The sequence below is a fragment of the Kitasatospora sp. NPDC101176 genome (assembly GCF_044768035.1).
In the GTDB taxonomy this organism is placed as follows: domain Bacteria; phylum Actinomycetota; class Actinomycetes; order Streptomycetales; family Streptomycetaceae; genus Kitasatospora.
Genome location: NZ_JBIWPA010000002.1, coordinates 137,054 through 160,220 on the forward strand (window position 1 = coordinate 137,054; position 23,167 = coordinate 160,220).

At 75.0% G+C, this 23,167-nt stretch carries 19 protein-coding genes, 3 tRNA genes and 1 pseudogene; 15 read left to right on the top strand and 8 right to left on the bottom strand.

The features are described 5' to 3' along the window. Positions 1–11: 11 nt before the first annotated feature. Positions 12–1,007, bottom strand: a complete 996-nt coding sequence (locus ACIRS1_RS03355) for a hypothetical protein (protein ID WP_402836457.1) — start codon at positions 1,005–1,007, stop codon at positions 12–14. 110 nt (positions 1,008–1,117) lie between these two features. Between ACIRS1_RS03355 and ACIRS1_RS03360 the strand changes: the two genes are divergently transcribed. Continuing rightward, positions 1,118–2,383 carry an ADP-ribosylglycohydrolase family protein gene (locus tag ACIRS1_RS03360; protein WP_402836459.1) on the top strand — a complete coding sequence of 422 codons (1,266 nt, stop codon included), beginning with the start codon at positions 1,118–1,120 and terminating at the stop codon, positions 2,381–2,383. On the opposite strand, the gene ACIRS1_RS03365 is transcribed toward ACIRS1_RS03360, so the two are convergent. Beyond that, positions 2,373–3,107 (bottom strand): GNAT family protein, encoded by a 735-nt coding sequence (locus tag ACIRS1_RS03365; protein ID WP_360210098.1) that lies wholly within the window; start codon positions 3,105–3,107, stop codon positions 2,373–2,375. The two genes, ACIRS1_RS03360 and ACIRS1_RS03365, sit on opposite strands and share 11 nt — an antisense overlap. A 647-nt stretch (positions 3,108–3,754) precedes the next feature. Here ACIRS1_RS03365 and ACIRS1_RS03370 point away from each other — a divergent pair. The 5 genes from ACIRS1_RS03370 to ACIRS1_RS03390 all read left to right on the top strand — a co-directional run bounded on the left by ACIRS1_RS03370 (position 3,755) and on the right by ACIRS1_RS03390 (position 10,796). Beyond that, a complete protein-coding gene (locus ACIRS1_RS03370) occupies positions 3,755–4,699 on the top strand; it encodes a PAC2 family protein (protein ID WP_360210096.1) in 945 nt (314 codons plus the stop codon). 208 nt (positions 4,700–4,907) lie between these two features. Further along, positions 4,908–5,906 (top strand): SGNH/GDSL hydrolase family protein, encoded by a 999-nt coding sequence (locus ACIRS1_RS03375; RefSeq protein ID WP_402836461.1) that lies wholly within the window; start codon positions 4,908–4,910, stop codon positions 5,904–5,906. A 153-nt stretch (positions 5,907–6,059) separates the two neighbouring features. After that, positions 6,060–7,373 (top strand): deoxyguanosinetriphosphate triphosphohydrolase, encoded by a 1,314-nt coding sequence (locus tag ACIRS1_RS03380; protein ID WP_402836463.1) that lies wholly within the window; start codon positions 6,060–6,062, stop codon positions 7,371–7,373. Positions 7,374–7,447: 74 nt separating this feature from the next. After that, a complete protein-coding gene (gene dnaG, locus ACIRS1_RS03385; protein ID WP_360210090.1) occupies positions 7,448–9,361 on the top strand; it encodes a DNA primase in 1,914 nt (637 codons plus the stop codon). 226 nt (positions 9,362–9,587) lie between these two features. After that, positions 9,588–10,796, top strand: coding sequence for an RNA polymerase sigma factor (locus ACIRS1_RS03390; protein ID WP_402836465.1), 1,209 nt, complete (start codon positions 9,588–9,590; stop codon positions 10,794–10,796). On the opposite strand, the gene ACIRS1_RS03395 is transcribed toward ACIRS1_RS03390, so the two are convergent. From ACIRS1_RS03395 to ACIRS1_RS03410, 4 genes are all read right to left on the bottom strand, one after another. Further along, entirely contained in the window at positions 10,784–12,049 is a 1,266-nt protein-coding gene (locus ACIRS1_RS03395) for a DUF2690 domain-containing protein (protein WP_402836467.1), read from the bottom strand. The two genes, ACIRS1_RS03390 and ACIRS1_RS03395, sit on opposite strands and share 13 nt — an antisense overlap. A gap of 428 nt (positions 12,050–12,477) precedes the next feature. Further along, positions 12,478–13,881, bottom strand: coding sequence for a glutamate decarboxylase (locus ACIRS1_RS03400; RefSeq protein ID WP_402836469.1), 1,404 nt, complete (start codon positions 13,879–13,881; stop codon positions 12,478–12,480). A gap of 87 nt (positions 13,882–13,968) precedes the next feature. Further along, entirely contained in the window at positions 13,969–15,402 is a 1,434-nt protein-coding gene (locus ACIRS1_RS03405) for an FGGY family carbohydrate kinase (RefSeq protein WP_360210084.1), read from the bottom strand. Positions 15,403–15,509: 107 nt separating this feature from the next. Continuing rightward, positions 15,510–15,806, bottom strand: a complete 297-nt coding sequence (locus ACIRS1_RS03410) for a hypothetical protein (protein ID WP_387898648.1) — start codon at positions 15,804–15,806, stop codon at positions 15,510–15,512. 238 nt (positions 15,807–16,044) lie between these two features. On the opposite strand from ACIRS1_RS03410, the gene ACIRS1_RS03415 reads away from it, so the two are divergent. Both ACIRS1_RS03415 and ACIRS1_RS03420 read left to right on the top strand, forming a co-directional pair. Next, a tRNA-Asn gene (locus tag ACIRS1_RS03415) sits at positions 16,045–16,117 on the top strand. Positions 16,118–16,177: 60 nt separating this feature from the next. Next, a tRNA-Asn gene (locus tag ACIRS1_RS03420) sits at positions 16,178–16,250 on the top strand. A gap of 163 nt (positions 16,251–16,413) precedes the next feature. Here ACIRS1_RS03420 and ACIRS1_RS03425 read toward each other — a convergent pair. Continuing rightward, entirely contained in the window at positions 16,414–17,160 is a 747-nt protein-coding gene (locus ACIRS1_RS03425; RefSeq protein WP_402836471.1) for a trypsin-like serine peptidase, read from the bottom strand. 115 nt (positions 17,161–17,275) lie between these two features. Then, entirely contained in the window at positions 17,276–18,139 is an 864-nt protein-coding gene (locus ACIRS1_RS03430) for a hypothetical protein (RefSeq protein ID WP_360210078.1), read from the bottom strand. 187 nt (positions 18,140–18,326) lie between these two features. Here ACIRS1_RS03430 and ACIRS1_RS03435 point away from each other — a divergent pair. The 7 genes and pseudogenes from ACIRS1_RS03435 to ACIRS1_RS03465 form a co-directional block, all read left to right on the top strand. Continuing rightward, positions 18,327–18,400 (top strand) — tRNA-Ile (locus ACIRS1_RS03435). 357 nt (positions 18,401–18,757) lie between these two features. Next, positions 18,758–19,711 carry an SPFH domain-containing protein gene (locus ACIRS1_RS03440; protein ID WP_402836473.1) on the top strand — a complete coding sequence of 318 codons (954 nt, stop codon included), beginning with the start codon at positions 18,758–18,760 and terminating at the stop codon, positions 19,709–19,711. Between the two features lie 13 nt (positions 19,712–19,724). Then, a complete protein-coding gene (locus ACIRS1_RS03445) occupies positions 19,725–19,952 on the top strand; it encodes a hypothetical protein (RefSeq protein WP_402836475.1) in 228 nt (75 codons plus the stop codon). A gap of 43 nt (positions 19,953–19,995) precedes the next feature. Then, entirely contained in the window at positions 19,996–20,640 is a 645-nt protein-coding gene (locus tag ACIRS1_RS03450) for a GPP34 family phosphoprotein (RefSeq protein WP_402836477.1), read from the top strand. 298 nt (positions 20,641–20,938) lie between these two features. Beyond that, the gene (locus ACIRS1_RS03455; protein WP_360210071.1) at positions 20,939–21,841 is read left to right on the top strand and encodes an ABC transporter ATP-binding protein; all 903 of its coding nucleotides are present in this window, start codon (positions 20,939–20,941) and stop codon (positions 21,839–21,841) included. A gap of 80 nt (positions 21,842–21,921) precedes the next feature. Continuing rightward, complete coding sequence (locus ACIRS1_RS03460) at positions 21,922–22,671, top strand: ABC transporter permease (RefSeq protein ID WP_360210069.1); 750 nt, start codon at positions 21,922–21,924, stop codon at positions 22,669–22,671. Next, positions 22,662–23,167 (top strand): annotated as a pseudogene (locus tag ACIRS1_RS03465) (hypothetical protein); the annotation flags it as partial. The gene ACIRS1_RS03460 and the pseudogene ACIRS1_RS03465, both read left to right, overlap by 10 nt.

Sequence of the window (23,167 nt, forward strand, 5' to 3'; positions counted from 1 at the left end):
CCGCCGCCGCGTCACCTGGCGCGGCGCCAGCTGATCCGGCGGTGCGGGCCGTGCGGGCCGGTGGTGAGGAGCGCGGTCAGCTCGTGCAGGAGCGGGGTCGGGTCCCGGCGGAGCTGGGTCGGAGTGGTGCGGACCACCGGGAGGCCGACGGCCGTCAGCCGGTTGGCGCGGGCCAGGCCGCGCTCGTGGTCGGCGGGCCGCAGGTGCCAGGCGCGGGAGTCGATCTCCAGGGCCACGCAGGCGTGCGGCCAGTAGGCGTCCGGGACGGCGAGGAAGCGGCCGTCCAGGAAGAGCACCGCGTTCCACAGCGGTTCGGGCAGACCGGTGTGCGCCAGCACCTCCCGGGCCTCGCCCTCGACCACCGACCGCACCCCGGCCGTGAGGTCCTCCACCACCCGGGCCACCTGCGGCAGTCCGAGCGCGCCCGGTCTGGCCAGCAGGTGGTCCAGCAGCTCGCCGAGTTCGCAGTGCCGCCGCTGGACGGCCTCGGCGCACAGCGCCCGGAAGCGCTGCTGCCCGCTCTCGCGCGGCGCGAGGTCGGCCAGCGCCCGGGCCACGGTGGCGCTCCACAGCCCGTCGTCCCGCTCGTAACCGCCCGGCAGCGGCCCGGCCGACCGGTGGATCCGGACGAACTCCCGCTCCGACACCCGGCGTTGACCCGGGATCAGGACGTCGACGCGATCGAGGTCGGCCGGGTGCCCGGCGCTCGGCAGCCCCGCGTCGGCGAGCACCGCGTGGCCGGTCAGCAGCACCTCCCCGGCCCGGGGCTCACGCCCCTTGGGGCTCGCGTATGCCAGGGCGGCGCGCAGCCGCTGATGGTCGGTCAACCGGCCGCTCTGCAGGCAGATCACCCGGGGCAGCACCTGCTGCCAGGGCCCGCCGGGGCGCAGCCGGTGGGCGATGGTGCCGGAGGGCACGCCGAGCCGGCGCAGCTGCGCCCGCGTGGCGATGTGCTGCTGGTCGGCGCCGAGCAGCACGACGGGGTCGAGGGGGTTCGCGCGGGTCATGACCCGGTGCTGCCCGTCCCGTTCGGATGTATGCGAAACATCGCCCGTCGGAGGCTTCCGCGGGAATGATGTTGACGGGCCGTCGGTCCGGACGCTGAGCTGGACCACCTATGACGACTCCACCCGACAACCCCGCGCTCGACGCGCTCAACGGGCTCTCCGTGGGCGACGCCCTCGGAGCGCAGTTCTTCGTCCCCGCCACCGCGGCCGCCCACCTCGCCGACCGCACCGACCCGCCCGGCCCCTGGCCGTGGACCGACGACACCGAGATGGCCTGCTCGGTGTACGCGGCCGTCACCGAGCGCGGCACCGTCGACCCGGCCGACCTCACGCTCGCCTTCGCCCTGCGCCACGACTTCGACCGCGGCTACGGCCCGGCCGCCAACCGGATGCTCCGGCTGGTCCGGGAGGGCGGCGACGCCCGGGCGCTCGCCGCCGCACTCTTCGACGGCCGGGGCTCCTACGGCAACGGCGCCGCGATGCGGGTCGCCCCGCTGGGGGCGGCGCTCGCCGACGACCTGGACGAGGTGGTCCGGCTGGCCGCCCGGACGGCGGTGACCACCCACACCCACCCGCAGGCGGTGGACGGCGCGGTCGCGGTCGCGGTCGCCGCCGCGGTGGCGGTCCGGGCCCGGGCCGGGACCATGACGCCGAACGGCTTCCTGGCGAAGGTCCGCCACCACACCCCGAGCGGTGCCGTCCACGACGGCCTGGCCGAGGCGGCCGCCCTGCTCGCCGAGCCGGACCCGCTCGCGGCCGCCCGGGTGCTCGGCAACGGCAGCCGGACGTCCGCGGCCGACACCGTCCCCTACGCGTTGTGGTGCGCGGCCCGGCGGCTGACCGACTACCGGGCCGCCGTCCGGGAGGCGGTCGCGCCCGGCGGCGACATGGACACCGTGGCCGCGATCACCGGGGGAGTGGTCGCCGCCCACACCGGCACCCGGGGCATCCCGGCGGCCTGGCTGGCGGCCCGGGAGCCGCTGCCGGCCTGGGCGTTCCCGCGGCCCGGCTCCGTCACCGGGGGCCGCGGGCGCGCCGCCATGCTGGTCCCGCGCCCGCAGGCCGTCCCGGACGTGCTGTGGACGGAGGAGCAGTGGCAGCGCATCCGCACCGGCGGCGACCCGGCCGCCCTGGACCACCGGTGGGCCGTCCACACCGCCGGCGGAGCCGTGCGGATCTGCGACTCCCGGAGCGGTCACCCGATCTGGGAGGTCGCGGTCACCCTGGTCCGCGGCGGCCGGCGCCCGGTCTCCGCGGTCGTGGAGGCCGGTCACAACCGGTGGCTGGCCCTGCCGGGGGAGCGGCACGCCCCGGCGCTGCTGGCGTGGATCCTGCGGACCGCCGCCACCGGTGAGCGGGAGGCCTTCAGGCCGTGATCATCAGCTGCCCGGCGCCGCTGCCGCCGTGTCTAAGGCACTCCTGGTTGATCGCCGGATCCGGGGCGCTGGGCGAGGTGGCGGCGGCGATCCGCAGCTCGATGATGTCCCGGACGGCCGGCCACTCGGAGTCGAGGATCGAGTAGAACGCGGTCGAGCGCACCACGCCGTCGAGCCCGCGCGAGTGGGCCCGGCGGACCCCCTCGGAGGTGGCGCCGAGCCGCTCGATGGCGGACCGCGAGCGCAGGTTGCGGGCGTCGGCGCGCAGCGAGATCCGCTGGACGCCCCAGGTCTCGAAGGCGTGGCGGAGCATCAGCAGCTTGGCCTCGGTGTTGATGCCGGTGCCCTGGGCCCGCGGCGAGAGCCAGGTGTTGCCGATCTCGGCGGCGTCCGGGACGGCCGTGGCCGGGTCACCGAACGGCACGCCGGGCACCGGCGGCCAGACCACCGGGCCCTGCCAGTAGTCGAGTTCCAGGAATCGGGTGGAGCCGACCACCCGGCCGTCGGCGACGTTCACCGTGGCGAACGGCAGCGACCGCCCCGCGGCCTGGTCGGCCAGGGCACGGGCGATGTACTCGCGGGCCGCTTCCAGGCCGTGCGGGACGGCGGTGAAGGCGTAGGTCGTACGGTCCTCGGCGCCGGCCTCGGCGATGGCCTCGGCGTGGTGCGCGGCGAGGGGCTCCAGCCGCACGGTGCGGCCGGTGAGGATGACAGGTACGGGCACGGAACCTTCGGTCCTTCATCGGTCGGAGGGTGCCTCCCGGGCCGGGGTGCGGCACGGGGTGCGGGGACTGTTCGCCCCGGTCCTGGGGCCGTCCGCCGGGACCGGCGCACGCCGGAGGTCCGGTCGGGCGGGGCGGGGGCGGCGGCCCGGAACGGGCGGCGCGGTGCCGGAACGGACACGGGTCCTCGGACCGGTCCGGCGGGATGAGCGAAGGGACAGTGTGCGTCCGCGAAATGGCCGAGAAGGAAACGAGAGCGCGAAGGGAAGCAGGCGGCCAGGTGAAGGCAAGATGCGTCGTGGGTGGCTGGCCGAGCACCGGACCGGGACGTGACCGACGGCGTTACGGGACGACGTGACGACGACGCGACGATGCGAGGCAGCGAGAGGACGATACCCGCCAGAAGGCGGTGCGTCACTTCGCGGCACGCGAATGGCGGCGCGGCCCGGTCGAACGCGCCCCCGGGCGAGCCGCCGAACCCCTGTGACCAGGGACTTTGCCGCCGGGTGCGATCATGGTCCGGAGGCGTCGGCCGCGGCCCCCGGGCACGCCGTCGGGCGCGGTCGGGAATTCCGGCGGCGCCCGGCACGCTGGACAGGACGAGGAATCCGGTAGGCCGTGACGAGTAGGGAACGGGGTTGGGTGCGCGGTGCGTGACTTCCAGGCGCTGTACGAGCTGGACGAGCAGGGCGTGGCCGCGGTGGCCGCGGCCAACGCGGAGCTGAGCGACACCGGCGCGGGCCTCGTGCTGCTCCACCACTTCGAGGGCTTCATGGACGCCGGCGAGGCCGGCGGCCAGGTGGTGGCCCACCTCCTGGAGACGGGATCGCCGCAGGTCGTGGCCCGTTTCGACCACGACCGCCTGGTCGACTACCGGGCGCGCCGCCCCGCCATGGTGTTCGACCGCGACCAGTGGACGTCCTACGACCCGCCGGAGATCCTGCTGCAGCTGGTCCGCGACGCCGCGGGCGCGCCGTTCCTGCTGCTCACCGGCCCCGAGCCGGACGTCGAGTGGGAGCGCTTCGCGCGGGCCGTCCGCGAGCTGGCGGAGCGCTTCGAGGTCCGGCTGTCGGTCGACTTCCACGGCATCCCGATGGGCGTGCCGCACACCCGCCCGGTCGGTCTGACCCCGCACGGCAACCGGCTCGACCTCGCGGCCGGCTACCCGCAGTGGTTCGAGCAGGCCCAGGTCCCGGGCAGCGCCCAGGCGTTGCTGGAGTACCGCCTGGCCGAGGCCGGGCACGACGTGCTGGGCTTCGCCGTGCACGTGCCGCACTACGTGGCCCGCTCGGAGTACCCGGCCGCGGCTGTGCTGATCCTGGAGGCGGTGCAGTCCGCCACCGGCCTGGTGCTGCCGGGCACCCGGCTGCGCGCGCGGGTCGGCGAGGTGTACGCGGACATCGAGGAGCAGCTGGCGCAGGGCGACGGCGAGCTGCGCTCGGCGATCCGCGGCATGGAGGGCCAGTACGACGCGGTGGCGGGCGGGGAGGACCGGGAGAGCCTGCTGGCCGAGCCGGCCGACCTGCCCTCGGCGGACGAGCTGGGCCGGCGCTTCGAGCAGTTCCTGGCCGAGCACGAGCGCGGCGCCGAGTAAGCCCTGCCCGGCCGACCCGGTCAGCCCGGCGGATCCCGTCAGCCCGGCGGATCCGGCCCGCCCGGCCGTCGGGGGCGCCGGCCGGAGGACGCCGCGGTGAGAGGCCGTCCGGGCCGGGAGTCATCCGCCGACTCCGTTCGTTGGGGATTGCGGCGTCGGGGGACGCGCCGCGAGGAGCCGCTGTGACGCCTATCCCCGGGGGGATGCCATGCCGAGGACCACGTACCGGACCATGCCCGCGCCCGCGCGCCCGACCGTCGCCCTGACGGCCGGGCTCGCCGCGCTCCTGCTCGCCGGGTGCACCGGCGCCGGGGGAGCGGACGCGGGCGGAGGGGGCTTCGCGGGCGCGGTGCCCGCTCCGGCCGCGAAGTCCACGCCGCCGCCGACCGGACCGTACGTGGCCCTCGGCGACTCCTACACCGCCGGCCTGAAGATCGCCCCGCAGGTGGGCGAACCCGCGGGCTGCTCGCGCTCCGGGGTCAACTACCCGTCGCTGGTGGCGAAGGGGCTCGGCCTGGCGGCCGCGCAGTTCCAGGACGTCAGCTGCAGCGGCGCCCGCACCGGCGACCTCACCGGCGCCCAGGAGACCGGCCGCGGCACCAACCCGCCCCAGCTCGACGCGCTGACCGGGGACACCCGGCTGGTCACCGTCGGCATCGGCGGCAACGACGCGGGCTTCATGGAGGTCGTCCAGGAGTGCGCCAAGGAGAACCTGGTGGACGCGGTGAAGGGTCTGGTCGGCGCCTCGCGCGCGGCCTCGCCCTGCCGCGCGCACTACGCCTCCGGCGGCACCGACGACGTGCAGCGCAGGGTGGACGCGGCCGGCGAGCGGCTCGGCGGGATCCTGCAGGACATCAGGCGCCGCTCCCCGCGGGCCCGGGTGTACGTGGTCGGCTACCCGACGCTGCTCCCGGCCGACCCGGCGGGCTGCGAGCGGGTGCTGGGCAAGGCGGTGGCCCCCGGCGACCTCGGCTTCCTGTCGGAGAAGGAGCAGCAGCTGAACGCGATGCTCAGGAAGCGGGCGGAGGGCGCCGGCGCGGTGTTCGTGGACGCGGCCGCCCCGTCGGCCGGGCACGACATGTGCGCCGGCGAGGCCGCCCGCTGGGTCGAGCCGCCGTTCCCGGCCCCCGGCCTGGCGGCGATCCACCCGAACGCCAAGGGGCAGGAGGCGGTGGCGGCGGCCGTCCTGAAGGCCGTCCGGGGCTGAGGCCCCGCGCGGCGGGAGGGGCCGGCCGACACCGGCGGCGGGAGGGGGGATGGGCCGACACCGGCGCGTGGCGCAGGATTCACGCCCCGGCCCGCGCCCCTTCGTGCGCGGCACACCCCCGCTGTCAGGGGCGCGGCGTACCGTGTGTGCCATATGGATGACACCGCGCACCGCCTCGCCGCCGCCCCGTTCCCGTACGACCACGCCGCCGAGGCCCGCTGGGTCCCCGAACCGGACAAGCGCCCCGGCCGCACCGCCTTCCAGCGTGACCGCGCCCGGGTGCTGCACTCGGCGGCGTTGCGGCGGCTGGCCGGCACCACCCAGGTGGTCGCCCCGATGCGTGCCGACTTCCCCCGCACCAGACTCACCCACTCCCTCGAATGCGCCCAGGTCGGGCGCGAGTTGGGAGCCGCCCTGGGCTGCGACCCGGACCTCGTGGAGACGGCCTGCCTGGCCCACGACATCGGCCACCCGCCGTTCGGCCACACCGGCGAGGAGGCGCTCGACCAGGCCGCCGAGGCCTGCGGCGGCTTCGAGGGCAATGCCCAGTCGCTGCGCATCCTCACCCGGCTCGAACCCAAGCGCTTCGCGCCCGAGGACGAGCAGCCCGCCGCCCGGCTCGCCCCCTGGCCCGGCCGCAGCGTCGGCCTCAACCTGACCCGCGCCGCCCTCGACGCCGCCACCAAGTACCCGTGGTCGCGCGGCGCGCACCCCACCGACCCGGCCTCGCACAAGTACGGCGTCTACGCCGACGACCTGCCGGTCTTCCGCTGGCTGCGGGCCGGCTCCCCGGCCGGGCGCAAGTGCTTCGAGGCCACCGTCATGGACTGGTCCGACGACGTGGCCTACTCCACCCACGACGTCGAGGACGGCCTCCAGGCCGGCCACATCGAGCCGGCCGCCCTGCGAGCCCCGGGCGAGCGGTCCGAACTCTTCAAGGTCGCCGAGCGCTACGCCCCGGACTCCGAGCCGGAGGAGCTGGCCGCCGCCCTGGACCGGCTGCTCGCCCAGGACTGGTGGCCGCGCTCCTACGACGGCACGGCCCGCGCCCGGGCCGGGCTGAAGGACCTCACCAGCCAGCTGATCGGCCGCTTCTGCCTGGCCGCCGAGCAGGCCACCCGGGCCCGCTACGGCCCCGGCCGGCTCACCCGCTACGGGGCCGAGCTGGTGGTGCCGCGCGGCGTGCGGCTGGAGTGCGCGGTGCTCAAGGCCGTCGCCGTTCGCTTCGTGATGCAGCGCGACGAGCAGGCCCAGCTGCGCGCCCGCCAGCGGATCGTGATCGCCGAGCTGGCGGACGTGCTCAACCGGCGCGCTCCCGAGGGCCTGGACCCGGTGTTCGCCGCCCAGTACCACGAGGCCGAGGACGACCGGGCCGCCCTGCGCACGGTCGTCGACCAGATCGCCACCCTCACCGACGCCTCGGCCCTCGCCCTGCACGCCAGGCTCGTCGGCGCCTCCTGGGCCTGACCGGTCGGGCCCGCCCCCTCGCCCGGCGGGACGCGCCCGGCCGGAAAGCCCGGCCGCCCCAGTAGACTTCCGGGGTGGCCGGGCGGATCAGGGACGAAGACGTACAGGCGGTGCGCAGCGCACTGCCGATCGACGCGGTGGTCGGCGACTACGTACAGCTGACCAACGGTGGCGGCGGCGAGTACAAGGGCGTCTGCCCGTTCCACGACGAGAAGTCCGCCTCCTTCTACGTGAACCCCGCCAAGGGCGTCTTCCACTGCTTCGGCTGCCAGGAGAACGGCGACACCATCGCCTTCCTGATGAAGATCGAGCACTTCACCTTCGCCGAGGCCGTCGAGCGGATGGCCGCCCAGGCCGGCATCACCCTGCGTTACGAGGAGGGCGGCTACAGCCCCCGCCACCAGCAGGGCGAGCGGACCCGCCTGGTCGAGGCGCACAAGGTGGCCGCCGCCTACTACCAGGAGCAGCTGGCCTCGCCCGAGGCGGAGATCGGCCGCCGCTTCCTCGCCGAGCGCGGCTTCGACGAGGAGGCCGCCAGGACCTTCGGCGTCGGCTACGCCCCGGCGGGCTGGGAGCACCTGGTCCGCTACCTGCGCGGCAAGGGGTTCAGCGACAAGGAGATCCTGCTCGGCGGTCTGGCCTCGCAGGGCCAGCGCGGCGGCCTGATCGACCGCTTCCGGGGCCGGCTGGTCTGGCCGATCCGGGACATCGCGGGCGAGGTGGTGGGCTTCGGCGCCCGCCGGCTGCGCGAGGACGACAACGGCCCGAAGTACCTGAACACCCCCGAGACGCCGATCTACAAGAAGTCGCACGTGCTGTACGGCATCGACCTGGCGAAGAAGGAGATCGCCAAGTCGGGCCGGGCGGTGGTGGTCGAGGGCTACACCGACGTGATGGCCTGCCACCTGGCCGGGGTCACCTCGGCGGTGGCCACCTGTGGCACGGCCTTCGCCGAGGACCACATCAAGATCATCCGCCGGCTGCTGATGGACACCTCGCAGTACCGCGGCGAGACGGTCTTCACCTTCGACGGCGACGCGGCCGGCCAGAAGGCCGCCCTGCGGGCCTTCGAGGACGACCAGAAGTTCGCGGCCAAGACCTCCATCGCGGTCAGCCCGGGCGGCATGGACCCGTGCGACCTGCGGCTGGCCCAGGGCGACGAGGCCGTGAAGCAGCTGATCGACAACCCCGTCCCGCTCTTCGAGTTCGCGCTGAACACGGCGGTGTCGAAGCACCGGGTCGAGACGCCCGAGGGGCAGGCCGCCGCGATGGAGGAGGCCGCCCTGATCGTCGCGAAGATCAAGGACCCGTCGATCCGGCACGGCTACGCGATCCGCCTGGCCGGCATGCTCGGCGTCAATCCCGGCGACGAGCAGTTCGTGGTCCGCCGGATCTCCCAGCTGTCCCGCTGGGAGCGGGAGAAGCAGCAGAACCCCCGCGGCAGCACCGCGCGGCGCACCGAGCAGCCCGTCGCCGCGGTGCGCCCCGCCCAGCCCGCGTTCCGGCTCAACCCGCGCGACCCGGCCCAGTTCGTCGAACGCGAGCTGCTCAAGCTGGCGCTCCAGCACCCGGACCTGGTCAGCCCGGCCTTCGACCACTACGGCGAGGACGAGTTCCCCACCCCGCCGTACACCGCCGTGCGGCAGGCCGTCGCCAAGGCCGGCGGCGCCGCCTACGGGGCGACCCTGCCGGACTTCACCAGCGCGGTGCGCGAGGCGTCCCCGGACGACCAGGTGCGCTCGCTGGTCACCGAGCTGACCGTCGAGCCGGTGCGTTCCCGCCGTAAGGTGGACGCGGTCTACGCGGGGGAGTTCCTGGTCAAGCTGCGCCTGCTGGCCGTCGACCGCCGGATCGCCGAGGTCCGCGGCTACCTGCAGCGGCTCGGCCACCGGGCCGACGCCGAACAGCTGCACGCGGTGCAGACCGAGCTGTGGCAGCTCCAGCAGTACGGCCAGCAGCTCCGCAGCCGGGGCGCCGCGGCGCTCTGAGCCCCGGGGCCTGCCGGACGAGCCCCAGCGGCTCCTCGGCCCGGGGCGCCGCCCCCGGGCGTGGCCGGGCGGTCGCGCGCCCGGCGGGAAGATGCGGGCGCGCCCCGGGAAGTGCGCAGAAAGTCGGCGCACGAGTCTCGGCCACGGAGTGTGGCGTACCGCACACTGGAGGGCGTCCCACCTCCGTACAGCGCGGGTCCGCCAGAGTCGCGCCCGCCCCGAGGGGATGCTGCCCGTGGACCAAGGCCTTGTCGCACCGACCACCGCCATCACCACCACGAGACCGGACCGCGCCGGGCCGGCGCGGGAGCAGGAGACGGACCACGGCCGGGCCGGCGCGGCTCCGCCCGACGGCGCCCGGGTGCCCGCCCAGGGCCTGCCCGAGGGCCATCCCGAGAGCGCTGACCCGGATCCGGCCGCCAGGGAGCTCGACGCCGAGCCCGATGCCGAGGCCGACGCCGACCGTGACGCCGAGGCCGACCGTGATGCGGAGGAGGAGCCCGGTCCGCAGGCCGACGGCAGCGGCCCGGCCGCGGACCTGCTGCGCCAGTACCTGCGCGAGATCGGCCGGGTCCGGCTGCTGACCGCCGCCGAGGAGGTGGAGCTGGCCCGCCGGGTCGAGGCCGGCCTGTTCGCCGAGGAGCGGCTGAACGGCGAGCCCCCGCCCCCCGATCCGCTGGCGCGCGAGCTGGACACCCTGGTGGTGCGGGGGCGGATCGCCAAGCGGCGGCTGATCGAGGCGAACCTGCGCCTGGTGGTGTCCGTCGCCAAGCGGTACGTCGGCCGCGGGCTGACCCTGCTGGACCTCGTCCAGGAGGGCAACCTCGGCCTGATCCGGGCCGTGGAGAAGTTCGACTACGCCCGCGGCTACAAGTTCTCCACCTACGCGACCTGGTGGATCCGGCAGGCGATGAGCCGGGCGCTGGCGGACCAGGCCCGGACGATCCGGGTGCCGGTGCACGTGGTCGAGCTGATCAACCGGGTGGTCCGGGTGCAGCGCGCACTGCTGCAGGAGCGCGGCCTGGAGCCGACCGCGGCCGAGGTCGCCGCCGCCCTGGAGCTGACCGAGGCGCGGGTGCGGGAACTGGTCCGGCTGGCCCAGGAGCCGATCTCGCTGCACACCCCGGTGGGGGAGGAGGACGACGTGGCGCTCGGCGACCTGATCGAGGACGCCGACGCCACCTCACCCGCGGAGTCCGCCACCTTCCTGCTCCTGCGTCAGCACCTGGACGCGGTGCTGGCCACCCTGGGCGAGCGGGAGCGCCAGGTCGTCCAGCTCCGCTACGGGCTGGACGACGGCAGGCCGCGCACGCTGGAGGAGATCGGTGCGGTGTTCGGCGTGACCAGGGAGCGGATCCGCCAGATCGAGTCGAAGACGCTGGTCAAGCTCCGCGACCACGCCTTCGCCGAGCAGCTGCGCGGCTACCTCGACTGACCCGGGTCCGGGCTCGCGGCGGACGGCGAGGCGGCCCCCGGCGTCCCGGACGGCTGCGCGGTCGCTCCCGGGTCGGTGGCGGCCGGGGCCGGATCGGTGCTCGCCGCGCCCGCGCCGGTGCCCGGGGGCGGCGAGGCGGGACCGATCGGGATCGGGGTGGAGGCCACGACGGCGGCCAGGTCGGAGATGGCCGTGGTGCAGACGTGGCCGGCCGGCTGGTAGCCGCAGACCACGAAGCCGGTGTGCGGGTCGGCCGCGTTCAGCATCGACGAGTAGTTGTCGTAGCCCCAGTGGATGAGGGCCGTCTCGCTGTCACCGGTGCTGTCGGTGATGGTCGCGTAGTCGTTCGGCTGGCCCTCGGTGATCGCGGCCCAGGCGGCCTGGCAGGTCTGGCTGTACCGGAGGTAGACGACCACCTTGCCGATGACGTCGGTCTGCAGGGTGCGGGCGTCCTTGCCGCAGCCGGTGGTCTTCGGGTCCTTGTGCGCGCAGCCGACGGCCTGGCAGGCGGGCGGGGCCGAGGCGGGCTTGGCCGGTGACGCCGAGGACGCCGAGGCGGTCGGAGCGATGGAGGAGGTCGGGGCGGGCTCGGCGGCGGCCGTCGGTTCGTCGTGCCGGGTGGCGGCGCGCACGCCGACCAGCACCAGCAGGGCGGCCACCACGGCGGCGGCGGTGAGCAGCGTCGCCGGGCGCCGCCACCAGGCCGCGGGCGGCCGGACGGGATCCGCCTCGACCGCGGGCGCGGCCACATCGGGGAGCTCGGCGACGACCGGAGCCTCGGCGTCGGACTCCGTCGGCGCGGACCCGGTCGGTCCGGTCGCGGTCGGCGTCGGCCCGCACAGCACGGACAGCGACAGGCCGGACCCGGACGCGGACCCGGAGCCGGGCTCCTCGGGGGCGGGGTCCGGGTCGGCCGGCTGCCCGGCGGCCGGGCCGCCGTCGGGGGCGTCCGCGGCGGAGGTCGTCGCCGGCACCGGCGCGCCGGCCCCGGGCGCGGCCACGGCCCGCTCCCAGAGCGACCGCAGGGCGGGCCCGTCGCAGTCCACGGTCCCGATCAGCGCTTCCAGCGCCTGCTGGGTGATGACCCGTTTGCCGTTCAGCCAGCGCTCCCAGGAGGCCCGGCTGTAGTGCGTCCGGGTGGCCAGTTCGGCCAGCGAGAGTCCGGCGGCGTCCTTGATGGTCCGGAGCTCCCCGGCCAGGTCCCTGGCGGGCTCGGACAGCTCTTCGGGCAGGTTCTTCCAGGCGGAACCCATGCGGCCTTCCAACGGTGCGAGACGGGAACGGGGTACGGGGAGAGCGGGACGGGCTCCGGCCCGGGCCGTTCGGGTGTCTCCGCTTCTCCAAAGTCATCGGCCTGACGTCCCAAACCCCAGGTCATGGCGCTGAGACGGACGGAAGTGTCTCACAACCGCCGGGAACGCTCGAACAACCGTCTTCCGTCGTGCAGAGTTCTCAGGCCGGTGCGGTTCACCGACCGGCGGACACGTTCGGACACAGACCGGTCACCGGTCGTGGGTCCGGCATCCACGCCCCGGTTCCCCCACGGCCGAGGCAGCCTCGCGGGGGGAGGCTGCCCCGGTCCACCGGGACGCACGGCGGGGAGGACGCCCCAGGGCGTCCTCCCCGCCGTGATCGTTTCCGGAACGGGTCCCGGGCGGCCCGCCGGCGCCCGTCGAGGGGCTCAGTGGTGGAAACCCTCGCGGACCGGCACACCGAGCTCCTTGAGCGGGACGGGCTGGCGCCGCAGCTCCGGCAGCAGCCGTCGCAGGTCGGCCAGCAGCAGGTCGGCGAGGTCCTTGGAGAAGCCGTTGCGGCAGACGATCCGGAGCACCGAGAGGTCGGTGCGGTTGTCCGGGAAGGTGTACGCGGGCACCTGCCAGCCGCGCTCGCGCAGTCGCCGCGACACGTCGAACACGTCGAAGGGCACCCCGTCGGTGGTGGTGACGGCGAACACCGGCAGTTCGTCGCCGCGGGTGAGCAGCCGGAAGCCGTCCAGTTCCGCGATCGCCCCCGACAGGTAGGTGGCGACCTCGCGGCAGGCGCCGTGGACGGCCCGGAAGCCGTCCCGTCCGAGCCGCAGGAAGACGTAGTACTGCGCGACCACCTCGGCGCCCGGGCGGGAGAAGTTGAGCGCGAAGGTCGGCATCTCGCCGCCGAGGTAGTTGACCCGGAAGACGAGCTCCTCGGGCAGCGCCTCCGCGTCCCGCCACAGCGCCCAGCCGACGCCGGGGTAGACCAGGCCGTACTTGTGCCCGGAGGTGTTGATCGAGGCCACCCGGGGCAGCCGGAAGTCCCAGACCAGCTCCGGGTCCAGGAAGGGCGCCACCATGCCGCCGGAGGCGCCGTCCACGTGCACCGGGACGTCCAGCCCGGTGCGCTGCTGGAGGTCGTCCAGGGCCGCGCAGATGTCCGCGACGGGCTCGTAGGAGCCGTCGAAGGTGGAGCCGAGCACGCCGACGACGCCGATGGTGTCCTCGTCGCAGAGTTCGACGGCCCGCGCGGCGTCGAGGTGGTAGCGATCGCCCTCCATCGGCGCGGTGCGCGCCTCGACCTCCCAGAAGGTGCAGAACTTCTCCCAGCACACCTGCACGTTGACGCCCATCACCAGGTTGGGCCGGGCACCGGCGGCGTAGCGCTCGGCGTTGCGGGCCATCCAGCGGCGCTTGAGGGCCATGCCGGCGAGCATGCAGGCCTCGCTGGAGCCGGTGGTGGAGCAGCCGACCGCGCTGTCCGGGTCGGGGGCGTGCCAGAGGTCGGCGAGGATGGCCACGCAGCGCCGTTCGAGTTCGGCGGTCTGCGGGTACTCGTCCTTGTCGATCATGTTCTTGTCGAGGCACTCGGTCATCAGCCGGGTGGCCTGCGTCTCCATCGAGGTGGTGACGAAGGTCGCCAGGTTGAGCTTGGCGTTCCCGTCCAGCATCAGCTCGTCGTGGATCAGCTGGTACGCCGTGTCCGCCGCGACCGGTCCGTCGGCGAGCCGGTGCACCGGTGGCGCCAGCTCCATCGCGCCCAGCGGGTCCGCGGTGGAGACGAACGGACTGATGCTGAGCCGGCGGTCGTCGCCGGTCCCCTTGTGCAGCGCCATGGAATCCTGCCGCCCTTCACCCTCCGGTGGCCGTGTCCCGTCCTACGCTGCCACCGGCCGGCCGGTGACGCATCTTCACCGATCGGTTCAGGCCTTCGTCTCCGGGTGGACCTGCTCGCGGGCGGCCCGGTACTGCTGGCGCACCGCGGATCCGATCGCCAGGTCCTGCTCCCCGTCGGGCTCGACGGTCTCGGCGTCCGGCAGCGGCCACTCCGGCGGCTCGGGAGTGCCGGCCAGTGCCCAGGCGGCCTGCCGGGCGGCCCCGCGGGCCGCGTGCGCGCCCGGCGGCGGCACCACGACCGGAACGCCGAACAGCAGCGGGGCGACGTGCCGGACGACGGGCAGCCGCCCGGCCGCCCCGAGCAGGAAGACCCGCTTGATCCCGACGCCCTGGGCCCGCAGCACGTCGAGCGCGTCCGCGATGTTGCAGAGCATCCCCTCGACGGCGGCCCGGGCCAGGTGCTGCGGCGTCAGCGACTCGGCCCGCAGGCCGGTCAGGGTGCCGGCCGCGTGCGGCAGGGCCGGGGTGCGCTCGCCGTCCAGATAGGGCAGCAGGACCAGCCCGTAGGCGCCGGGGGAGGAGTGCAGGGCGAGGTCGCTCAGGCCGTCCAGGTCGCGGCCGAGCAGGGCGGCGGTGGACAGCAGCACCTGGGCGGCGTTGAGGGTGGCGACCATCGGCAGGTGGCGGCCGCTGGCGTCGGCGAAGGAGGAGACCAGCCCGGTGGCGTCGACCACGGCCCGCTCGTGCACCGCGAAGATCGTCCCGGCGCTGCCGAGCGAGACCACCGCGTCGCCCGGGCGCAGGCCGAGGCCGAGGGCGGCGGCCATGTTGTCGCCGGTGCCGGCCGAGATCAGCAGGCCCTCGGGGGTGTGCCCGGCGGGTTCGGCGGGCCCGAGCACCTCGGGCAGTTTCAGCTCGTGGCCGAGGGCCAGTTCGACCAGGTCCTGCCGGTACTCGCCAGTGATCGGTGACCAGTAGCCGGTGCCGGAGGCGTCGCCGCGGTCGGTGGTGCGGCGCCTGGGGTGGCCGAGCAGCTGCCAGACCAGCCAGTCGTGCGGCAGCAGCACCTCGGCGACCCGGCGGGCGTTGGCCGGCTCGAACTCGGCCAGCCAGCGCAGCTTGGCGATGGTGTAGGTCGGGGCGGGGACGGCGCCGATCGCGGCGGTCCAGGCGGCCGGGCCGCCCAGCGCGTCCAGCAGTTTGGCGGCCGCACCGCTGGAGCGCGGGTCGTTCCACAGGATCGCCGGCCGGACCAGCACGCCGCCCGCGTCCAGGCCGATCATGCCGTGCTGCTGCGCGCTGACGCCGATGGCCCGGACGCCCTCCAGCAGTCCGCCCGCCGCGGCGTCGCCGAGGGAGTGCAGCCACAGCTGCGGGTCGGCCTCGCCGGGGCGGGTGTCCGCGGCCTCGGGGACGGGGTGCGGCGCCTTGCCGGAGCGCAGGACGGCGCCGGTGTCCGCGTCGCACGCGACGATCCGGGTGCGGTTGGTCGAACTGTCTATCCCCGCGACGATGGCCATGTCGAGATCATGCCTCAGCGGGGCCCCCGGCGCGTCCGGGCCGGGCGAGGTGTTGCCCGTTCGGAACGCGGCCGGGAGGCCCCGTTCGCCCGGGCGTCACCCCCGCGTCACGGCCGGAAGGTACCCCAGCCGTCGTCCTCGGGCCGGGACCGGTTGAAGTACGGCACCCGGTCGGTGACCGCGTTCGGCAGCCGGTCCCCGACCTTGTCCGCGACGGCGCCCGCGGCCTTCCCGGCGACCGAGCCGGCCTGTTGCCTGGCCCGCTCGGTCGCGCCCTGCACCGCGGGGTTCTGGGCGATCTGCCGGGTGACCTTGGCGATCTGCTCGTAGCGCTGGCGCCCGGCCCGCGAGCCGAGGACGTAGCCGGCCGCGAACCCCGCGGCCAACGACAGCTTCCACATGATCGGATCCACCCTCTCCTGGCGGCCATCTGCCGCATTGCCCTACCCGTCAGTCGGGACGGCGAACCGTCCGCGCCCCCAGCATCCCCGGGGGCCGGGCCCGGCGCGCGCCGGGCGCGCCGGGTGGAGCCCGGGCCGCCGGGGAAAGCGATTGGCGGACCACCCCCCCGAGTGCGCTAATGTATGTCCCGCAGCGAGCGCCGCGGAGCCCGGGGAAACCGGGGGCCGGGGCGGGAGCCGATCCCCCATAGCTCAATTGGCAGAGCAGCCGACTGTTAATCGGCAGGTTATTGGTTCGAGTCCAATTGGGGGAGCTCAGGAGAGGCCTGGTAAGGGCCCTCCTCCTGTGCGTGGTGCGCGGTTGGGCACCACGATCCCGCATAGCTCAATTGGCAGAGCAGCCGGCTGTTAACCGGCAGGTTTTTGGTTCGAGTCCAAATGCGGGAGCTTCACCGGCTCCGCCCGGTGACTGCTCAGAGCGAAGGCCCCTCGGACGACCGGGGGGCCTTCGTGTTGTCCCGGCTCGGCTCCGCCCGGTGTTGCCTTCGTCACTCCGTGGCGTTCGGGGGGCCGGGGCTGCCCGGCCCGCCGGCCGGGGCGCCCCGGTGGCTCAGGCGGTCGCCTGCTGGTAGAGCGTCGCGACGCGCTGGTCGAAGGTGACGCTGTACGAGGTGCCGTCGGTCTCCCCGCCCTCCTGGTAGCCGCCGATCACGCCGATGACCGAGCCGCCGCCGGTCACCCAGGGGCTGCCGCTGGTGCCGTCGGTGTAGCCGCCGCAGTCGAAGCGCTCCTGGGTCGGGCTCTGCGAGCGGGTCGTGACGGTGCAGGTGATCGGTTCGTCGCTCTGGTTCGGGTAGCCGGTCACCGAGACGGACTGGCCGAAGCCCTGGCCGGTGGCGATCGGATTGCCGCCGACCGCGTCCTCGACCTGCCGGTCGTCGACCGGGCTCACGGAGACGAAGGCCACGTCGTACTCGGGGTCCTCGTCGGAGACCCAGCGCGGATCGACGGTGATCCGCTGGACGGGCCAACTGCCGTAGGGGGAGTAGCCGTTGCGGTAGCCGGGGGTGAACACCAGGCCGTCCAGCAGGCCGATCCGGCGGCTCTGCACGCAGTGCGCCGCGGTGACCAGCAGATTGTGCTTCGGGCTGCGCACGACGCTCGCGGTGCAGGCCCGGGGGCCCTGCGCGGTGTGGATCGAGAGGGTGCCGATGCGGTCGCGCGCGGCGTTCTGCTGCGCGACCTCGGCGGTGGGCGCCCGGTCCTGTCCGCCGCACGCGGTGCCGGCCGCGACCAGCAGGGCCGCCAGCGCGACCGTCCGTGCCGCGTGCGCGGGCCGTATCGGGCGGGGGGCCATCGGGGCTCCGTCTCCTCGGGGGCGGGTGCCGGGCTCGTGCGTTCCGCCGTTCGAGAGGAAGATCTACCAGGCCGTGCCCGGCGGCGCCACCGCCGCCGGGGCGGGCGCCGTCCGGCTACCCGGTGGCGCGGTCGTAGAGGGCCTGGACGCGGTCGCCGAAGTAGCTGCTGTACGAGGTGTCCGGGGTGTCCCCGCCCTCCTGGTAGCCGCCGATGACGCCGACCACGGTGCCGGTCCTGGTGTTCGGGTCGAAGTCGGTCACCCAGGGGCTGCCGCTGGTGCCGCCGGTGTAGTCCGGGCAGTCGATCCGCAGCTGCGTGGGGCTCTGTTCGGTGGTCGTGTTGGAACAGGTGATCGGGACGTCGCTGGTGCCGGGGTAGCCGGTGACCTTCACGGGCAGCCGGTAGCCGCGGTTGACGCCCAGGGTGTTGGCGCCGAGCACCTGCTGCACCTGCTTCCCGTTCTGGGCCTGGACGACCGCGAAGGCGACGTCCACATCCGGGTCGGCGTGGTCCTTCCAGCCGTCGTCGACGGCGACGGACAGCAGGGGCCAGACGCCGCTGGGGGTGTCGCCGTCCCGGTAGCCGGGGACGAAGACGAGGTCGCTGCGCTGTCCGAGGTCGAGGTCCCAGACGCAGTGCGCGGCGGTGACGATGAGGTTGAGGCCGGCGCTGTCGACGACGCTGGCGGTGCAGAAGTGGTCGCCGTCCGCGTTGCGGGTGAAGACGGCGCCGACCAGGCCGTTGAGCACGGTGGGCTTCGCGGTGCGGGTGACGCCGGTGCGTCTGGCGACCGCGCCGCGCAGCCGCTGCCGGCTCCAGCCGTGGCTGCTGACGGCGGCGGCCGGTCCCGAGGTCGCGGCCGGCGCCGAGGTGACCGTGGGCGTGCCGCCGCCCGGTCCGGCGGAGGTCGTGCACCCGGCCGCCAGCAGTACCGCCACGAGCGCCCCGGCCGTCGCTCCCGTCCCACGCACCGTCATCCGTCCAGGCTGCCCGCGCGGGCGCCCGGACGCCAGCCGGACTGCACGGTCCGAAGAGGCGCACACCCGTGCGCACCCGTGTGCGCCCCCGGCGCGCACCACGGGTGATCGACCGGCTATGCTGCCCGGGACGGCCTTTCGGGGCCGTCTGCTGCTGCCGTGGCCGATGTCCGGTGCGCGGCGAACCGGGGCGGTAGCTCAGCCGGTTAGAGCAGGGGACTCATAATCCCTTGGTCGTGGGTTCGAGTCCCACCCGCCCCACCCCGAGACGCATGCCGTGAACCGTCCGCGGGCCGGCCCCGAGCCGGGGCTCCGCCCGTCCGTGACGACGGAAGTCTAGAGCGCGGCCGCCTCCTCCTCCGGTGCGGCGCGCCGGAATTCACCCGCCCGTGGGCATCGCCCGGGCCTCCCGCGACACCCTGCCGGCCACCGCCCGGAGCCTTCCGCGCCTCGGCTCCGTGCCGCGTGCTCCCGTCGTCTCCTCCCGTCGTCGTTCCGCTGCCGTCGGACCGTTCCGCCCCGTTCGCTCCGTTCCGTCGGCCCCCTGGCGCCGGCCGCGAAAAAAGTGATATCACTTTGACAGCTGAAGCGGATGAACGCGCTCGAGGAGCTGCTCTGATGGCCACACCCAGTCCTGCCGTCGACGTCGAAGACGCCCCCGTCCTCGACCTCCCGGCCCCCAAGATCACCGAACGGGCCCTCGCCGGCGCCGCGGGCCTGCCGGTGCTCGGCGGCGCGCTGCTCGGACTGCTCGCCGGGCTCGCCTCCGTCATCGCCGGTGGCATCCAACTGTCCGGCGGGAACAAGGGGTTGGGTGCCACCCTGGTGGTCCTCGGGCCGCTGGTGCTGCTGACCTCGCTGGTGCTGATGTGCGGGCTGACGGTCGTCTCCCCGGGCGAGGCCCGGGTGGTCCAGCTGCTCGGCCGTTACCGCGGCACCATCCGCGCCGAGGGCCTGACCTGGCTGAACCCCTTCACCAGCCGCCGCCGGATCTCCACCCGGATCCGCAACCACGAGACCGAGACCGCCAAGGTCAACGACGCCGACGGCAACCCGATCGAGATGGCCGCCGTGGTGGTCTGGCAGGTCGAGGACACCGCCAAGGCCGTGTTCGAGGTGGACGACTACACCGACTTCGTCGCCATCCAGACCGAGACCGCGGTGCGGCACATCGCCAGCAGCTACCCGTACGACGCCCACCACGAGGGCCAGTTGTCGCTGCGCGACGGCGCGGAGGAGATCACCCGGATGCTCTCCGCCGAGATCGCCGCCCGGGTCGTCTCGGCCGGTGTGCGGGTCGTCGAGTCCCGGATCACCCGGCTCGCCTACGCCCCCGAGGTCGCCCAGGTGATGCTCCAGCGGCAGCAGGCCGGGGCCGTGGTCGCGGCTCGTCGGCTGATCGTCGAGGGCGCCGTCGGTATGGTCGAGGAGGCGCTGGACCGGCTCGCCGAGAACGACGTCGTCGAGCTCGACGAGGAGCGCAAGGCCGCCATGGTGAGCAACCTCCTGGTCGTGCTCTGCGGCGACCGGGGCGCCCAGCCCGTCGTGAACACGGGCTCCCTCTACCAGTAAGGAGCGGCGCGCGTTGGCGACGGAGCGGAAGAAGATCCTGCTGCGGCTGGACCCTGCGGTCCACGACGCGCTGGCCCGGTGGGCCGCCGACGAACTGCGCAGCGCCAACGCGCAGATCGAGTTCCTGCTCCGTCGGGCCCTCACCGACGCGGGCCGGATGCCCGGCGGCGCGGCCCGGCTTCCCCGGCGCGGCCGACCGCCCAAGGAGAGCCCGGAATCCGGCGGGTCCGACGCCGACTGACCGGGCGGTCCCACCGACACCGTCCACCTGCTTGGAGTCCATCATGGACGTGCCCACCACCCTGCCGGAGAAGCTGTACCTGCTCGCCTACCGCCCGGACCGCGAGCGGCTCACCGCCACCGCCACGCTCGACCTGGTGATGCGGGCGGCCGCGCTCGCCGAACTCCTGCGGCGCGGCCTGGTCCGCGACGACGGCCGGCACCCCGCCGCCGTGGACGGCGCCCGGGCCGACGGCCTCGACCCGCTCTCCGCGGCACTGCTGGAACAGCTCCGGCAGGGGCGCCGACGCAGCTGGCAGAGCTGGGTCGGCCGCGGCCAGGGCCCGACCTCCCGTGCCGCCCGGGTGGTCCGGGACGGCCTGGCGGCGAGCGGACGGATCCGGGTCGAGGAGCGCCGGGTGCTCGGGATCTTCCCGTGCTCCCGGGTCACCCTGCCGGAGCCCCGGCTGCGCAAGTCGCTGGCGGCGTCGGTCGGTTCCGCGCTGAGGGGCCCGCTCAGCCGGGTCGAACCGGCGGACGCCGCGCTGGTCGCCCTGATCGACGCCGCCCGGCTGGGTTCGGCCCTGACCTGGCGCCAGAGCCGTGAGTTCCGCGGCCGGATCGACAAGCTGGCCCCGGCCGCCGGGCCCGTCCCACGCGCCCTGCGCCGGGCCGTCAACGCCACGCACGCCGACGGCGGGGCGGGCTGACCGGCCCGGCCCCGGCCCGATCCACTACCCCCGGCCCGGCTCCGCCCGGCCCGATCCACTACCCCGCCCGGCCCCGCACGACCCGCAGCCCGGTCGCCGACAGCACGGCGGCCGGGCCGCGCGCCGTTCCCGGCCCCGGCCCCGGCCCCATCCACCGATCGGTTGATCCCCCCTCCACCGCGGCCGCCGACCGCTCTGACCGTCCGGTCGATCCGCCGCAGGGGCCCCGCGCGGGAGGCTCGTAGCAGGCCGGGGAACACGGCCGGAGCGAGCAGGACGAGCGGGAGGGAGCGGCGCGATGGCCGTGATCGAGGTGGCGGGGCTGCGCAAGGCCTACGGGCGGCGGCAGGTGCTGGAGGACGTCTCCTTCAGCGTGGAACGCGGCGAGGTCTTCGGCCTGCTGGGGCCCAACGGCGCGGGCAAGACCACCGCCGTGGAGTGCTGCGAGGGCCTGCGCCGGGCCGACGCCGGGACGGTCCGGGTCCTCGGACTGGACCCGGTGCGGGACGCCCACCGGCTGCGGCCGCGGATCGGCGTCCAGCTCCAACAGGCCCAGCTGCAGGGCGGGTTGCGGGTCGCCGAGGCACTGGAGCTGTACGCCGCGCTCTACCCCAGCCCCCGGGACTGGCGGGAGCTGCTGGACGAGTGGGGGCTCGCCGACCAGCGCCGGACGCCCTTCGACAAGCTCTCCGGCGGCCAGCGGCAGCGGCTGTTCATCGCCCTCGCGCTGATCGGCAACCCCGAGGTGGCGTTCCTGGACGAGCTGACCACGGCACTCGACCCGCAGGGCCGCCGCGACACCTGGGAGCTGGTCCGCCGGATCCGCGACAACGGGGTGACGGTGGTGCTGGTCTCGCACTTCATGGACGAGGTCGAGGCGCTGTGCGACCGCGCGGCCGTGCTCGACGGCGGACGGATCGTCGCCACCGGCACCCCCGCCGAGCTGGTCGCCCGCTCCGGCGCCGGCGGCACCCTCGGCTTCCGCCCCACCGCGCCGCTGGACCCGGCCCGACTGGCGGCGTTGCCCGGGGTCACCTCGGTGCGCGAGCGGGACGGCCGGATCGAGGTCTCCGGGGTCGGGGACTTCGCCGACCAGGTCACCGGGCTGCTGGCCCGCGAGGGGATCGTCGTCACCGGGCTGCGGATCCGCGAGCACGGCCTGGACGAGGCCTACCTCGCGCTCACCCGGCACGACTCCTGACCAGTCCGGGCGGCTGACCAGCCGCCACCCGACCCGCCGCCACCCGACCCGCCGCCACCCGACCCGAGGGGACCACCACCGTGAACCACACCGTCCACGCCGTACGCCGCCTGGCCGTCGCCGAGACCCGGCTCTTCCTGCGCGACCCGCTGACCGCCTTCTTCGGCCTGCTCTTCCCGGTCGTCCTGCTGGGCGTCCTCGGCTCGATCCCGTCCATGCGCAAGGCCTCGCCGGACATGCACGGGATGAGCACCATCCAGCTGTACGCGCCGATCCTGGCCGTGTTCAGCCTGATGCTGCTCGGCCTCAACGCCCTGCCCTCGCTGCTCGCCGCCTACCGCGAACGCGGCGTGCTGCGCCGGATGTCCGCCAGCCCGGTGCGCCCGGCACTGCTGTTCGGGGCGTTGCTGCCGCTCTACCTGGGCATCGCCACCGTCGCACTGCTGCTGGTGATGGCGGTCGGGCCGGTCCTCGGGGTGGCGCTGCCGCGCCAGCCGCTGGGATTCGTGCTGGCCTTCCTGCTCGCCGCCGCCGCGATGCTCTCGGTCGGCCTGCTGCTCGCCTCGGTCGTCCCCTCGGCGAAGGCCGGCAACGCGGTCGGCGCGCTGGCCTTCTTCCCGATGATGTTCTTCTCCGGGATCTGGCTGCCCCGCGAGTTCGCACCCGCCGTGGTCAACCGGATCGGCGACTTCACCCCCAGCGGGGCCGCGGTGCAGGCCCTGCAGGACTCCTGGGCCGGCCACTTCCCGCACGCCGTGGGCCTGCTCACACTCGCGGCGTACGCCCTGCTCGCGGGCGCCGCGGCTGCCAGGCTGTTCCGGTGGGAGTGATCAAGACCGACCCGGTGGACGAGAGTGCGCTCGGCGCCTGGCAGGAGCGGCTGGACCGCGCTGCCGGGCTGCTCGGCTACGTGGGACTGCTGATCGCCACCACCCTCGTCCTGCTGGTCCCGGTGCCGACCGCGCGGTCCGTCCGGGTCACCCTGCCGGTCGCGCTCCTCGCCCTGCTCTGGCTGCTGCTGCGCTCGGCCCTGGACCGCACCCCCCGCCCGGACGGCCGGGCGCGCCACGCCGGCGTCCACTTCGTCGGGCTGCTGGCGGTGACCACCGTCCTGGTGCTGGACAACCCGATCTACGGCTTCTTCGCCTTCAGCTCCTACCTGCACGCCGCGCAGTACCTGCACGGACGGGCCCGGGTGGTGGGGGCGGGGGGGGGGGGCGGGCCCCCCCCCCCCGCCCCCCCCCGGGGGGGGGGGGCGGCGCCCCCCGGGGGGGGGGGGGGGGTGGTGAACGTGCTGGGCGTCAAACAGGCGGGGGTGGGGGTGGT